12 protein-coding genes are annotated in these 14100 nt (G+C 38.3%); 4 read left to right on the top strand and 8 right to left on the bottom strand.

Annotated elements, in window-relative coordinates:
• Positions 1-360: 360 nt before the first annotated feature.
• Both UFO1_RS03585 and UFO1_RS03580 read left to right on the top strand, forming a co-directional pair.
• A complete protein-coding gene (locus UFO1_RS03585; RefSeq protein ID WP_038668018.1) occupies positions 361-1227 on the top strand; it encodes a LysR family transcriptional regulator in 867 nt (288 codons plus the stop codon).
• A 42-nt stretch (positions 1228-1269) separates the two neighbouring features.
• The gene (locus UFO1_RS03580) at positions 1270-2169 is read left to right on the top strand and encodes a hypothetical protein (protein ID WP_038668016.1); all 900 of its coding nucleotides are present in this window, start codon (positions 1270-1272) and stop codon (positions 2167-2169) included.
• A gap of 80 nt (positions 2170-2249) precedes the next feature.
• On the opposite strand, the gene dcuC is transcribed toward UFO1_RS03580, so the two are convergent.
• The 4 genes from dcuC to UFO1_RS03560 form a co-directional block, all read right to left on the bottom strand.
• Complete coding sequence (gene dcuC / locus UFO1_RS03575) at positions 2250-3509, bottom strand: C4-dicarboxylate transporter DcuC (protein ID WP_038668015.1); 1260 nt, start codon at positions 3507-3509, stop codon at positions 2250-2252.
• A 58-nt stretch (positions 3510-3567) separates the two neighbouring features.
• Positions 3568-4794, bottom strand: coding sequence for a (Fe-S)-binding protein (locus UFO1_RS03570; protein ID WP_236639322.1), 1227 nt, complete (start codon positions 4792-4794; stop codon positions 3568-3570).
• A 13-nt stretch (positions 4795-4807) separates the two neighbouring features.
• Positions 4808-6196 carry an FAD-binding oxidoreductase gene (locus tag UFO1_RS03565; protein WP_038668013.1) on the bottom strand — a complete coding sequence of 463 codons (1389 nt, stop codon included), beginning with the start codon at positions 6194-6196 and terminating at the stop codon, positions 4808-4810.
• A 320-nt stretch (positions 6197-6516) separates the two neighbouring features.
• Positions 6517-7407 (bottom strand): LysR family transcriptional regulator, encoded by an 891-nt coding sequence (locus UFO1_RS03560; RefSeq protein ID WP_038668011.1) that lies wholly within the window; start codon positions 7405-7407, stop codon positions 6517-6519.
• A 302-nt stretch (positions 7408-7709) separates the two neighbouring features.
• Between UFO1_RS03560 and UFO1_RS03555 the strand changes: the two genes are divergently transcribed.
• Positions 7710-8612, top strand: coding sequence for a sensor domain-containing diguanylate cyclase (locus tag UFO1_RS03555; RefSeq protein WP_038668009.1), 903 nt, complete (start codon positions 7710-7712; stop codon positions 8610-8612).
• 297 nt (positions 8613-8909) lie between these two features.
• Here the strand turns inward: UFO1_RS03555 and pepV are convergent, their stop codons facing one another.
• Positions 8910-10304: a dipeptidase PepV gene (gene pepV / locus UFO1_RS03550; RefSeq protein WP_038668007.1), complete on the bottom strand. Its 1395-nt coding sequence runs from the start codon at positions 10302-10304 to the stop codon at positions 8910-8912.
• Positions 10305-10609: 305 nt separating this feature from the next.
• Here pepV and UFO1_RS26175 point away from each other — a divergent pair, with 305 nt between their 5' ends.
• Positions 10610-10756, top strand: a complete 147-nt coding sequence (locus UFO1_RS26175; protein WP_084159774.1) for an IS3 family transposase — start codon at positions 10610-10612, stop codon at positions 10754-10756.
• 126 nt (positions 10757-10882) lie between these two features.
• On the opposite strand, the gene UFO1_RS03545 is transcribed toward UFO1_RS26175, so the two are convergent.
• The 3 genes from UFO1_RS03545 to UFO1_RS03535 all read right to left on the bottom strand — a co-directional run bounded on the left by UFO1_RS03545 (position 10883) and on the right by UFO1_RS03535 (position 13936).
• A complete protein-coding gene (locus tag UFO1_RS03545) occupies positions 10883-12247 on the bottom strand; it encodes an amino acid permease (protein ID WP_038668005.1) in 1365 nt (454 codons plus the stop codon).
• Positions 12248-12268: 21 nt separating this feature from the next.
• Positions 12269-12736 carry an Lrp/AsnC family transcriptional regulator gene (locus UFO1_RS03540; protein ID WP_038668003.1) on the bottom strand — a complete coding sequence of 156 codons (468 nt, stop codon included), beginning with the start codon at positions 12734-12736 and terminating at the stop codon, positions 12269-12271.
• Between the two features lie 354 nt (positions 12737-13090).
• Positions 13091-13936: an aldo/keto reductase gene (locus UFO1_RS03535; RefSeq protein ID WP_038668001.1), complete on the bottom strand. Its 846-nt coding sequence runs from the start codon at positions 13934-13936 to the stop codon at positions 13091-13093.
• Positions 13937-14100: the final 164 nt, after the last annotated feature.

Below are 14100 nucleotides of genomic sequence, written 5' to 3'. Positions count from 1 at the left end.
ACTTATCATTTCATAACAAAATCTTATGCAAAATTTACTTCTCCTGATAACGTCGACTAAGATTCAGTTGGATTTAAAACTCCAACTGAATCTTAGTCGACGTTATCCAGGAGCTTAGCCGCTCTTTATGCACCGCTTATAGAGGTGGGCGTATTAGAGCGGGTTAGCTATCGGATAAAACAGCTTCTTTTCGAAAAAGTTTAGCTTATAACTATTTATTGTTCTACTTTTTTAATAGTTGAATAAATTTAACTTATTTTATCATAAGAAAATCTTATCGCTTTTCCCGCATAAAAGTCACTCTAATTAGATTTTCCATGATAGAATTAATTATATTATAAATGCGTGGGAGCAACGATTATGGAATTACGACAACTGGAATACTTTCTTATGGTAAGTAAGACAAACAGTTTCACGCGGGCAGCAGAACGGCTCTACGTATCACAGCCTGCCGTAACAAACGCTATTCGCAGTTTAGAGGAAGAACTCGGCATCCAGCTATTTGACCGTAATCAAAAGCAAGCAATCCTGACAACCGAGGGACAAGTATTCTGTAAGCATGTCGAGAATATTATGCGTGGCGTATCAACAACAATTTTTGAAATAAATGAATTAAAAAACCTGAATAACGGTGTTTTAACTTTAGCAATTACGCCAATTGCCGGAACACGGCCAATTCCTATGTTTTTAAAAATGTTTAAAAAACAATATCCCAATATCAAGCTTTCTTTTATTGAAGGTAATGTCCCCGAGATACAAACATTATTAATTGAGGATAAAGCAGATCTTGGCATCGTCATTTTAGGTGACAATAATATCCTTCTCGATTACACTCGCCTCGGCTCACAAGAGCTAGTTGTCTGCTGTTCAAAAGAACACTGCTTTCAAAGAAAAAATTCTATTGAGCTGTCCGAACTAGTAAATGAGCCATTAATCTTGCTTACCCAAAACTGTCTGCTCCGAAAGATAATTATAAAGGAATTTGAAAGGCTCAATACACTACCCCAGATAGCCTTTGAATCCAATCACATCCAGACCATTAAAAGCCTCGTTGCCTGTAATGCAGGTCTCACAATCTTACCGCAGGATTTATGTGACACTTCTCTGATCACTATTCCGCTAAATACTCCCGTGATGATTGATATCGCCATTGCTATAAAAAAAAATAAAGCTCTTTCACATGCTGCACAAGCTTTCCTTGATTTAGCGAAAGAGACTTTTGTTTAACACCTTTAAATTGCCTTTATTATTTTAAAAGGAGATACTACTATGAAATTGAACATCGCTGTTGTTGCTAGCGGCCCATTGATTGCTGGTGAAATCGCGGGTATTATACAATCAATGTTAAGTGAAAATATCGATATTCAGACATACTTGACTTGTGAAATTGAGGATAGTTCCATTGCTGATATCTATATTTGCGCCCAAACACAGCTAAAGTCACTGTCACAAGTAGTCCCAAAAGAAAAAATTGTTCTACTTGACTTAATGCCCAACTCAAAATTTTTTATTGCAGTAGCTCGTATTCCTAAAAACGAAACGGTTTATATTTTTAACAATCATTTAGAATATGCAACTATATTAGGGAATTATTGCAAAAACCTTGGTATTACCTGCGTTGAGTTTGTGCCGATCGCCTATCGTGAAATGCCGCAAGAAGAAATATCAGCGCGATTGCAAAAAGCCAAATATATAATCGGCGTTGACCGCTTTGTTGGTGAAGGTGGTCTTTTGTCACCAGCCTATCGCCCCTACTTGCGTAAAGACGTCACAATCATTCCAGCAACCCGCGCCGCATCTGTCCATTCTGCCTGTGTACTAATTCAATATATTGCTACAAAATTTTACCGTCATATCGCTGATAACATTGAAAAAATAAAGTCGGATTTGCAAAGTAACGTCTCGCCTGCTGAAGCTGATTTGAAAAAAATCAGGCTTGAAGTCAACGATCTAGTTGTTTCCAGTAATAAAGCGCTGGATATTATTCAAAATGCCGTTACAAAATCTGTTCTTAATAATATTTCATCCGATGTTATTATTTTTGATACCCACAGTAATCGCTTAGATATTGATCGGCTTGCAAACCAGCCAATTTGTGACATTTTAGAAATGATTGCAGGTTCAAATCGCACTCTGCATTTGATAGCTGAAAAGCTTACAAAACTGTAAAAAGTCATTTTCTCAAAAAGTAGTCTCTCCCCCTGTGTTTACAAGGTTTGAGACTACTTTGTATCGAGTCAAACGACGAATTATTTTAATGAGAACACAATTAAAACGGCAATTATCGCAACGCACATTCCTGGGGCAGTACGTTTAGCAATCTCCATAGGGTTTACTCCAGCAATTGTTGCACAAACAATGGTAGCACCTGCTACTGGAGACATAGTACGTCCGAGAGCTCCAGATATTGTAGCAAGTGAGCCCATATCAGTGATTTTAAAACCAAATTGAGCAGCATGAGGGGTAACTGAACCATTGAATGCGAGAGCGGCAGCATCACCCGAACCACTCAAAATTGCAAGCAAATATGGGCCGAAAGATGCCGCATATCTAGCTATATCCTGTGATTCCTTCATTTTTTCAATGAGTGCACCAGTGAGTCCAATTGTCTCCATCCCTTGTGTAAATACAGCAGCTGCAATAATAATACCCACTATTTCGCCATAAGACTCACCCATGCCTTTAAAAAAGCTTTTGGATATTTCTTGAGCGTTCCCCAATGTTACTATAAATCCTAGTATGACACCCATAATCATAGCCTGGGGAACTGTAACGGCAGGAATAAAACCAACCATTTTGCTGCCTAACACCAACAATATAAGAGGAACGATAGGAACTAGCGCTTTTACAAAGTTAACTTTAAAATCTTGCTCATTGATAGCTAATTTTCCGGCACGCTCAGCACTAGGACCTTCTTTGCGCAAATAGGAAACAAGAGTTAGTATCGGTGCTGCAACAGCAAGTGCAATAAGCACAGCTGAGGTATGACCAGCAATAACTGTCATCACATCAACATTAGCTAACTTAGCGACAAATGGATTATGAACAAGACCAGGGCTCATGGTACTACCAAATGTGCCGGACATGATAGCAGCGGCAGCCATAGCAGGGTGTACACCAGCTCCAATCAAAGTAGGTATTAATACAGCACCAACTGCAGCGGCGCACCCAGCCGTACTCGGTAAAGCAATATTAAGAACCCAAGTCATTATTATGGCTCCTGGTATCAGGATAAATTTAAATCTTTTTAATAAGCTAGTTAAGAAGTTTACTAGATGACTATCACAGCCAGTCAGTTTCATTACATAAGAAAAACCCATCACTGTACAAATCGTGGTTACAAGCCCTTCGTTCACCATTGCTTTGGCAAATGCATCTATGGCAACTAAAGGTTTGCCGATGACTAAAGCCATTGCAACACCTGCTACAAATAGAACCAACCTAGTTTCATAACGTTTGATGATAGCGAGGAATGTTAAAAGTACAATTAAAACACCAATCCAAATCATTAATTAAACCTCCCTAAAATTTCCTATCCTTATCGCACCGACCTGAACCTTAGTTATTTTAAATGACTTGGCTAATATGCATTACCTTGAATTTACCACCACTTTGTGCTGCTGCTTTATTTAGCTGAACAAGGCAAGTGGGACATTCTGAGACAACAATTTGTGCCCCAGAATTTTCAATATTAATTCGTTTCTTTTCTAAGATGGATGCTGCAATATCATGATAGTCGATATGGAAGGATCCAGCACCGCCACAGCAAATATTGGATCCTGCCATTTCAATAAAGTTGCCAGTTGCTTTTAAAAGCTCACGAGGCTGTTTTTTTATGCCTTGACCTCGCCCCAAGTGGCACGGTTCATGAAATGTCAGCTTTGTATTAACACTGTGCTGAGGCTTATAGCCAACATGGATGAGATATTCACTCAGGCCCATGATTTTCTGACTAAAGACCGCTGCTCGCTCTTTCCACACTGGGTCGTCAGTGAAATAAGCGCCAATGTGCTTCAATGTACCGCTACAGCTAGCACAATCACTAACAATCACATCAGCATTCTCAAATAAAGAAATATTTTCTTTTGCCATATCTAAAAAATCAGTACGAAGTCCATGAGCAAGGTGGGGTAATCCACAACACATGTTATTGATTAGTTGTGGTTCTGTTAGTGTCCGTAAGATAGCAAGTGTCCCTTCTACTGCATCAGGGAACATCATGCGCATACCGCATCCTTTAAAATAGGCAACCTTGCTTTTATCTGATATCTTAATAGGCGACATCGGTGCAACACTCCCCAGGGCGGCAGGACCTGCAAATGATGCCAAATACTGCTTGCGGGTAAATTCGCTAGGGGCCATACCATGCGGGATCATCGTATTCATGCCAACCTTACGTAATACCTTAAGTGCCCCAGCAGATAATTTTACAAGGGTTCGATTCTTCATTAAGGTACCTAACGCTTTATATTTAGCACCAGGACTACCATTTTTATCGGCAAAATATTGACGAAGAGCAATCATCGCATCATCGGTTTTCACCTTGCTAGGACAGTTATCTACACAAGTTCGGCACAAAAGGCAGAAATTAGCAATGTTGAGTATCTCAGTACTGGGTTTAACAACTCCCTGTATCAATCCCCTGGCTATATTATTTTTGCCGCGGGCACTTGATGATTCTATATCTTTTGCTCCAAATAAAGGACATACTGTTAGACAAGTACCACAACGGTCACACTGACTCACAATATCTTCCACGTCTTTGAAGTATGATTTTATATCTGTATTTATCATTTCAAACTCCTCTCTACCAAATTTTATTTGGATTAAGAATTCCCTTAGGATCAAAGGACTGCTTGACCATTTCCAGCGCATTGACCCCTGCTTCACCTAAAGCCTTGGCAATATGAGGCCGTTTGGTGATGCCAATACCGTGTTCACCGGATAAAGTACCGCCTACCGAAAGAGCTGCCGCAAAAATTTCATCTACAGCTTCATGAACTCGTTTTTCTTCTCCAGGCTTAGACAGATCGCAAAGTACAGAAGGATGGATGTTTCCATCACCAGCATGTCCATAAACGGCAATTGTCAGCTTATATTTTTCTGATATTTTGCGGATAAGACGAACGGTCTCAGGAAACGCATCTCGTGGTACAGAAATATCTTCGCCAAATCTATTTGGAGCCGCAGCACCAATGGCTGAACTAAGTCCACGGCGTATTGCCCAAATTTCATCGATCTCTTGCTGAGAAGTCGCAACCCGAACTTCGATTACGTCAAATTCGCTAGCGATAGTTTGAATTCTCTCAGCTTGTTCTACTAAATCGTCATTGCTTGCTCCATCAATTTCTAAGATTACACAGGCTTCTATCGAAGAATCAATCTCAAGCTTACGATGTCTGGCTACTGCTTGAATACTAATTTTATCCATTAATTCTGCCGCCGCTGGTATCACTCCTGACATCAGCATTTTGTGAATGGTCTTACAAGCATCATCAAGTGAAGAAAACATTAATTGTATGGTATTCCGTACTTTGGGCATCGGAATTAAGCGCAATAGTGCCTTTGTGACAACCCCTAAGGTTCCTTCCGAACCGGTAAACAATTGCGTAAGATTATAGCCCGTTACGTTTTTCAGTGCTTTACCGCCCGTATTAATAATACTACCGTCCGCTAATACGACCTCAAGCCCCATGACATAGTTACTGGTCACGCCATACTTAACGGCCCGCATGCCACCAGCGTTTTCTGCTACATTTCCACCAATGGTTGAATACTTCCAACTAGCTGGATCTGGAGGAAAAAACAAACCTTTGGCAGCACAATAATCGTAAATGTCGATAGTACGTACGCCAGCTTCCACGGTAATCATCATATTACCTTCATCCAGTTCAATGATTTTTGTCATACGATGTAGCGCTAGAGAAATACCACCACAGACAGGTATGCTGCCGCCCGTGCGACCACTTGCGGTACCACGAGGTGTGACTGGGATACCATATTCATTTGCAATCGCCATGACGGCTGATACCTCTTCGGTAGTGCTCGGAATGACTACGAGATCGGGAATATTTTCTAATGACATGGGCACAAAGGATGAGTCATAAGAATAGCCAAAACACTCGTCTTTCGAATCAATCGCATTTTCTACCCCAACAATATTACGAATTTTCTTTTTGATTTCATCGGTTATCATTCATTCTACCTCCAATAAATTTGCAAACTAAAATTATTTACTTTGCAATTCCATATCCATAAATAAACACTATCATGTACAATCATCAAAGTGAAATATATTATAACAATGAGTTGATAACTTACTCCTATAGTAATTGTAATTAATTGAAATTGACAGTTGTTGCTGCTTAAAATACTAAGGCCTCCTCTTAGCAGGATGAGCGATGCTTGATAACAAAGTAGCAAAAAAAAAAAGAAACGTGAAATTCTCGTTTCTTTTTACTATATGGTTTAGGCAACAATACATCAAAAGTCGTTATGATTTATTGTTTAGCAGAATCAGTGATTTTTTGTAAGCTTGTACTGCTCTTTAATAAACTTTATAAACGCTATGGATGCATTGGACAAACACTTATCTTTTTTCCACGCTAAGCCAATATCAAATATAATAGGTTCCTGTAATGGAACAACAGCAATATGATGATCATCACGAACAACCATCGTCATTAGTAACGAAATTCCCGAACCATTGGAGATTAAACTCTTTATTGTTTTAATTTGATTGGAAGAAAGTATCGTATTAGGCATAAAGTGTTGACGCAAACACCTACTGATGACAACTTGGTGCTGATACGATTTTTCTTTTAATAAGATAAACTGTTCGTTCTTTAGTTGATCAAATCGTACTGCATTCTGCTGTCGTAGTGGATGATTGGGATGCATGCACAAAACAAGTTGTTCCTGGGTGATTACCGAGGTATTGAGAGTTTCCGAATTCTCAGGAAGAATGATGATTGCCAAATCAAGTTCGTCTTTTTCTAGTTTAGCAGCAGCATCCAAGGAGGATGTTTCTTCAAAAGCAATCAGTTGTAAAGCTGGGTAGGCCTGTTTAAAACAAGAGAAAATGTCAGGAAATAAGTAAGATTCAATCATGGGCGGAACACCTAATTTAACCGTACCTTTTCGCCATGTTTTAAAGTCCTTTGCTTCCTGAACGGCTTGTTGACAGTCATCAAGAATCTTTTCCATTCGTGAGAGGAAAGCCTGACCTTCTGCCGTAAGAACGGCTTTCTTTTTACTCCTGTCAAAAAGCTGAACATCAATTTCTTCCTCCAGCTTGCGAATGGCCTGAGTAATAGAAGGCTGAGAAATATGTAATTGTTCCGCCGCTCTGGTAAAACTCTGTAATTTGCCTACCATACAAAAATATTCAATTTGTCTTAATTCCATAATTAAAAGAGCCTCCAATAACAACATCTTCATCAATGTTTTTGGAAATTTTGCTTAATAACATTTACTTTCGCCCTAATGCAGACTCTCAAGGACGCTTCTTCCGATAAATCAATCCAATAACAAAATCTACTGCCCTTAATCTATCTTTGTAACATTTCTCATAAACGTACGAAACTCCTGCTAAATCCACAAATTGGGCGGGAGTTCTTAGCTATTATATATCGTTAAACTGCTTGGACAGGAGTTTGAAAAGTTTTGGCGAATTAGTGCTATTACCGTAAGGAGGCAACGACCAGAATATGAAAGAAAAACTTTACAATCCGAGCATCTTAAATAACTTATATGATGGTCTCTATATTGTAGATAAAGACAAGAGAATATTATTTTGGAATATGAGCGCTGAAAAGATTACTGGCTACTCACATTCCGAAGTAATTAAAAAACCCTATTGCAGTAACATATTAATGCATATTGATGGAGAAGGAAATAACCTCTGTACGAAGGAATGTCCAATTGATGCTACTCTAAAAGACTCTCAAATTCGCGAAGTTGAAGTTTACATTCATCATAAAGAAGGATATCGGGTTCCAGTGTCTATACGGGTAATTCCTTTATTGGATGATGATGGCGAAACTTTGGGAGTAACAGAAGTATTTGTAGACAACTCAGTTCACGATGAATTAACAAAAGAAATCCACCAGCTGAATGCGCTAGTAATGGTTGATACACTTACCGGCCTAAAGAATAGACGTTTTGCTGAGGACTATCTGACATCCAAGCTACATGAGGTGCACAGAAACGGGGCTATACTAGGAATACTTTTTTTTGACATTGACCATTTTAAACAAGTAAATGATGAGTATGGTCACGACGTTGGTGATTCTGTTTTAAAAATGGTTAGCAAGACACTAGTTAACGGCCTCAGAGCTTCTGATGTAGTCATTAGATGGGGTGGCGAAGAAATAATAGCTATTCTCAGTGGTAATTTAACAGAAAATAAACTAGAATATGCTGCTAATAAACTTCGAATCTTGGTAGAAAAATCATGTCTCCACATCAACGAAGGGTTATTGTGTGTAACTGTATCAGGTGGAGGTACGTTAGTAAAAGCAGAAGATACTATAGACAGTCTAATAAAGCGTGTAGATCAATTAATGTATCAGAGCAAAAACAATGGTCGAAATCTCATAACTATTGGGTAAGAGCTAAGTGAAAAAATTACGCTAAAAATAAAAGACGAGTATGTAAAAATTGTATAAATAGAGACAATATCCATAAATAAGTTAAACTATTTATGCAAATATACAAACAAATCTCGCTCAATAATTGACAGAACTTTTGAGGACATCCACCGTAAGTTAAGGTTGCCTTAAACAAAGACAAAACCATTTCCCCCGTCTGCTTCCATCGCGCCCTTTATAGACGTGTGATTATAAAAAGATAAGGGGTAGTAGAGAAAATAACTCTACTACCCCTTATCTTTTTACTATTATACCTTATTATTGCGCTAGTTTTATCATGGCTTCCGCAAGTATTTTTGTCGCTAGCGTCAATTCATCTAAATCAAGTTTTTCGTCAGCCTCATGTTCACCTTTAGATATTCCTCCAGGAAAGGCCATACCAAAAGCCACAGTATTAGGCATTGTTTTTGCATAAGTACCGCCACCTGTAGTCATAGGTGCTACTTCTTTGCCAAATTGCCGACAAAAAATTTCGGTCAATGTCGTGACCAAAAAGCTGTCTTTAGGATAATATAGAGGCTGGGTAATTTCGGGTATCTCCAGTTTTAATCCTAAAGCAGCGGTAGCCCCTTTTATTTTTTCCGCTATCGTTTCTGGGTTGACAGTCACTGGTACACGGATGTCACAGCCAACTTCCACATTCCCATTCTTGCATATAATTCGTGAAAAATTCAAGGTCAGACCACCGGATACTTCATCGCTACACGCAATACCTAAAGACTGCCCATCACATTCCCGCCCTAGGAGTGTATTGATTTTGCCAACAAACTCTGCAAGGGTCCCGCTCAATTGACATTCAACTAAAAAAGCGCACAGACGGCTAACAGCATTATCACCCATCGCTGGTTCCATAGCGTGAGCAGGTCTGCCTTTTACTTTTATCACCACTTCATTGCCATTACCGCCTTCGGCAGTCAGCTGACATTTTTCCCGTTGGGTATATCTCTGGGATAATGCTATGAAAGCACTAGGATCAGTTACTCTTACGGTAGCTTCTGCATAATCTGGTACGACGTTCATCGTATCGCCACCGCCGATGCTTACAATCACATTGGTTGCTGGTTGTTCCCCAAGCACTGCGGAGAGAAAAATATTGACATGTCCCTTTTCTCCATAGGTTACCGGGAAAGTAGAATCAGGAGTAAAACCAAAGCATGGTGCTGGTTCATGTTTCAAATAATGCTCCATATCCATCATACCAACTTCTTCATCGCAACCAAAAATAACTCGAATGCGATGCTTCAGCGTTATTCCCGCATCTTTAATGGCTTTCAAGGCATATAAAGCAGCAAAAATTGGCCCTTTATCATCGATCGCCCCACGTCCTATGATACAATTGTTCACAATTTTCCCCTCAAGAGGTGGAGAAGTCCAGCCCTTACCAAGAGGTACAATATCTAAATGTCCAAGTACGGCAACATATTCTTCCCCCACGCCATACTCAGCATAACCACAATATCCATCAAGATTCTTTACGGTAAAACCAAGTTTTTTAGCTTCCGCCAATGCAAAGTCCAGCGCATCTTTATTCTCTTTGCCGAATGGCGCACCTGGCTGTGGATCTCCTTTAACACTGTGAAATCCAATTACTGTCTGAATTGCTTTAACGAGGTCGGCCTTACTAGCATCCAAATTAGAAAAAACCTTTTCCATATGATCCTCCTGTACATTTTCAATATTCTTACTATTTACTTTTCAATACAAAATTTGTAAATCCTCTTTTTATTTACTACATTTCATCCCATTGTCCTTATAGGGTATACGTTCTCGTCATCGCAAAGAATTACATCATTGTTCCTATCATTTGATAGCTGAGGGAATTTCATATTGCCTTTCGCGTTATCCATAAAGGCGTACTACCTTAAAAACAGACTTCTGTTTTTTAAAATAATTATTGGTTCTAATTTATTGCTGTTATTCCCTAAAAAGGGTAGACGTATCCTACGTGCTCTGATACTGTGCTTTTTGGGCAACTTTGGCTTCAGTTTATAACCATAGATGAAGCAAGAGAAGCTGTTGAGCAATGCATACATTACTATAACTATGAACGGTATAACCTCAAAACAAAACTGACACCGTTTGAAAAACGGCGCCAGTCTGCTTAATTTCAAGTAATCCTACATATGGTGTTTTTTTATCTTCCCGAACTAGGGTGCACTTCAATTGCGGCAGGGGATTCTTTCGTCATTATAAATGATAAGTTTCTACTTACCATCCTTTTATAACTACAGCTATTTACTTTGGGCTGTTGTTTTAATTTTGTAACCAATATACAAACATAACAACCAAACAGGTGCAATATACAACGAGAAACGCATGTCAGGCATGAAAGCCATAATAACAACAACAGCTGCTAAAAAAGCTAAACCGATATAAGATGCAATAGGGTATAACGGCATTTTAAACAATATGTGTTTATTGGCCTGTTCTTTATGTTTGCGAGACTTTAACTGTACAATTAAAATAATCGCCCAATTAATAATAATCGAAATAGTCGCCAATGACATTAAGTATAAGAATACTTTCTCTGGGTTTAAATAACTTAATAACACTACAATTAATGTAAACACTGTAGAAACCAATACTGCATTTACTGGTGTACCTGCTGAATTTAATTTACCAAAGATTTTCGGAGCATTTCCTTGTTCGGCCAAACCGTATAACATTCTTCCGTTACTATATAAAGCACTATTATATGCTGATAAAGCTGCCGTAAGAACTACAAAATTCAACAAATTAGCTGCTGACGAAATACCTACATGAGAAAATATCTGTACGAAAGGACTCCCCGTTGACTCCATTTCAATCCACGGGAATATTGCTAAAATCACTCCCATAGCTCCTATATAAAATAGTAAAATTCTCCATACAACTTGATTAATGGCTTGTGGAATGGTTTTTTCAGGATTCTCAGCTTCACCAGCAGTAATTCCTACAAGCTCTACACCACCAAATGAAAACATGACTAAAACCAGCGACATCACCACTCCCTGTATGCCATTTGGTAAAAATCCTCCATGTGTCCATAAGTTACTGATCCCAATAGGTTGTCCACCATTACCAACACCAAAAACAATCATCCCTATACCAAAAACAATCATGCCAATGATTGCTATTACCTTAATAATGGCAAACCAAAATTCAAACTCGCCATAAACTTTTACATTTATCATATTAATTAATGTAACGCCCACCAAGCATATCAGTGCTGAAACCCATGTTGGAATATCCGGAAACCAATAATTAATATAAACGCCTACCACTGATAATTCAGCCATACCAACAACTACATAATTAAACCAATAGTTCCAGCCAGCAATGAATCCCGGAAGTTCGCCCCAATATTGATAAGCATATTCACTGAATGAGCCTGACACTGGATGATCGACAGCCATTTCTCCCAATGCTCGCATAATAAAAAATATAATTGCGCCACCGATTAAATAAGATAAAGTAATCGCTGGTCCAGCCATTTTTACTACTGTAGCAGAACCGTAGAACAATCCTGTACCGATGGCTCCCCCCAACGCGATCATTTGGATATGACGATTCTTAAGTCCACGTTGCACATACTGATTCGTATTATTGGTGTCCATACTTCTCCCCCTCTTACAAAATTAATCTTCGTCAATTGGTATTGATAATGTTCTTTTTTCCGTATTTATTACAATGTTAGCTTCCACCCGACTTACTCCAGGTATCGCCATAAGTAAATCGATTACAAAATCTTTGTAAGTAGGCATATCCTTTGCAACAATTTTTAAAAGATAGTCTCGATTACCAGTAATCGCATAACATTCAAGAACCTGTGGAATTTTATTGATCTGCTCCAAGAAAAAATCAACTGTTTCTCTCGTCAGCGGAGACAAAACCACCATAATAAAAGCAATAGTTTCCATTCCAAGTTTTTTTTCATCAACAATCGTTGTGAACTGCTTGATAACACCTAGTTCTTTTAGATTTTTTGTCCTTGTTAGACACGCTGAGGTAGACAAACCAATCATTTTTGATAAATCTAAATTGGATATTGAAGAATCTTTTTGCAACTCTCTAAGAATTGCTTTGTCGTAGTTATCGAGTATCATTATAATATAATTCTCCTTTATTTTTAAAAACAAAAATATTATGAGGTCATTTGTATATATTGCAACATTTTATGTCGTCTTGTCAATGTTTTTTAAATACAATTATACACCACATCTCCCCACGGCACACAAAAAACAGCTATTTGCCTATCATTAGACAAATAGCTGTTTCCCATCAATGATTTTCTTGGAAGATCTATTCTATTATATCGAGTGCAAAAACTGGGGTCAGGCTTGAGTTCTTAACAACTTGATTTATGTGACTAATACAAGATCATGAGAAAAACAACTCAATTTTGACATAAGTCAAGCCTGACCCCAATTGCTCTTGAGATTCCACCGTCGACGAATTCATTAGCGGATTTTTAAAGCATTCAGCCTTTTTACCAGTTCCAGATCACTAAGATCTGCTATTCTTCCCCTGTTATCCATAGCTGCAATCACTTTCATATCTTCATCACTTAAACTGAAATCCCAAATGTTGAAATTTTCCTGAATACGTTCCTTATGAACTGATTTTGGAATAGCTACTACGCCCCTTTGCATATGCCAGCGAAGAACTACCTGTGCAGCTGATTTCCCATACTTATTGCCTATGGAAATAAGAACTTCATTTTGGAAAATATCATTCCCACCATGAGCAAATGGGCTCCACGCTTCCATTTGAATCTTATATTCGTCCATTAATTTTTTCGCATCTTTTTGCTGATAAAACGGATGAGCTTCTACCTGATCTACAGCCGGAACAATGTTATTATTTATAATTAAATCTAGCAAACGATCACTTGTAAAATTAGAAACACCAATTGCTCTAATTTTTCCGGCGTTATAGAGCTCTTTCATTGCACGCCAAGATCCATAATAATCATTGAAAGGTTGATGTATCAGATATAAATCAAGATAATCCATCTGAAGTTTTCTTAATGATTCTTCAAAACCCTTCTTTGCATTCTCATATCCGGCATCCTGAATCCATAATTTCGTTGTAATAAACAATTCTTCTCTTGGAACTCTACTTCTTTTTATTCCTCTTCCAACTGCTTCTTCATTAAAATATGCTGATGACGTATCAATCAATCGGTAACCACTCTGGATTGCATCGCATACACACTGTTCACACTGTGCTTCATCTTCCATCTTATAAACACCAAAACCTAGTATTGGCATCTTCACACCATTATTTAAAGTTACATAGTTCATATTATCCATCCCCTAATATAATGATTTTCCTAACAGTCCCACGCGTTCATAATCCCAACGTATCCTGTCATGCCATACTTTTCCCTCACTTTTGAACTAGCCGTATTTACACTTCATTTTCGAAAAAAGGAACCGAAAGTTGATATACAACTTCTTTCAGTTCC

Origin of the sequence: Pelosinus sp. UFO1 (genome assembly GCF_000725345.1) — a bacterium.
Classification (GTDB): Bacteria; Bacillota; Negativicutes; order DSM-13327; family DSM-13327; genus Pelosinus.
This window is presented reverse-complemented; position numbering and strand designations above follow the sequence as displayed.

Bases quoted from the DNA above. Each gene is read 5' to 3' on its own strand.
- UFO1_RS03545 (WP_038668005.1), bottom strand. From the start codon at position 12,247: ATGGACACCAATAATACGAATCAGTATGTGCAACGTGGACTTAAGAAT.
- UFO1_RS03555 (WP_038668009.1), top strand. From the start codon at position 7,710: ATGAAAGAAAAACTTTACAATCCGAGCATCTTAAATAACTTATATGAT.
- UFO1_RS03585 (WP_038668018.1), top strand. From the start codon at position 361: ATGGAATTACGACAACTGGAATACTTTCTTATGGTAAGTAAGACAAAC.
- UFO1_RS03580 (WP_038668016.1), top strand. From the start codon at position 1,270: ATGAAATTGAACATCGCTGTTGTTGCTAGCGGCCCATTGATTGCTGGT.
- UFO1_RS03570 (WP_236639322.1), bottom strand. From the start codon at position 4,794: ATGATAAATACAGATATAAAATCATACTTCAAAGACGTGGAAGATATT.
- UFO1_RS03535 (WP_038668001.1), bottom strand. From the start codon at position 13,936: ATGAACTATGTAACTTTAAATAATGGTGTGAAGATGCCAATACTAGGT.
- dcuC (WP_038668015.1), bottom strand. From the start codon at position 3,509: ATGATTTGGATTGGTGTTTTAATTGTACTTTTAACATTCCTCGCTATC.
- UFO1_RS03540 (WP_038668003.1), bottom strand. From the start codon at position 12,736: ATGATACTCGATAACTACGACAAAGCAATTCTTAGAGAGTTGCAAAAA.
- UFO1_RS03565 (WP_038668013.1), bottom strand. From the start codon at position 6,196: ATGATAACCGATGAAATCAAAAAGAAAATTCGTAATATTGTTGGGGTA.
- pepV (WP_038668007.1), bottom strand. From the start codon at position 10,304: ATGGAAAAGGTTTTTTCTAATTTGGATGCTAGTAAGGCCGACCTCGTT.
- UFO1_RS03560 (WP_038668011.1), bottom strand. From the start codon at position 7,407: ATGGAATTAAGACAAATTGAATATTTTTGTATGGTAGGCAAATTACAG.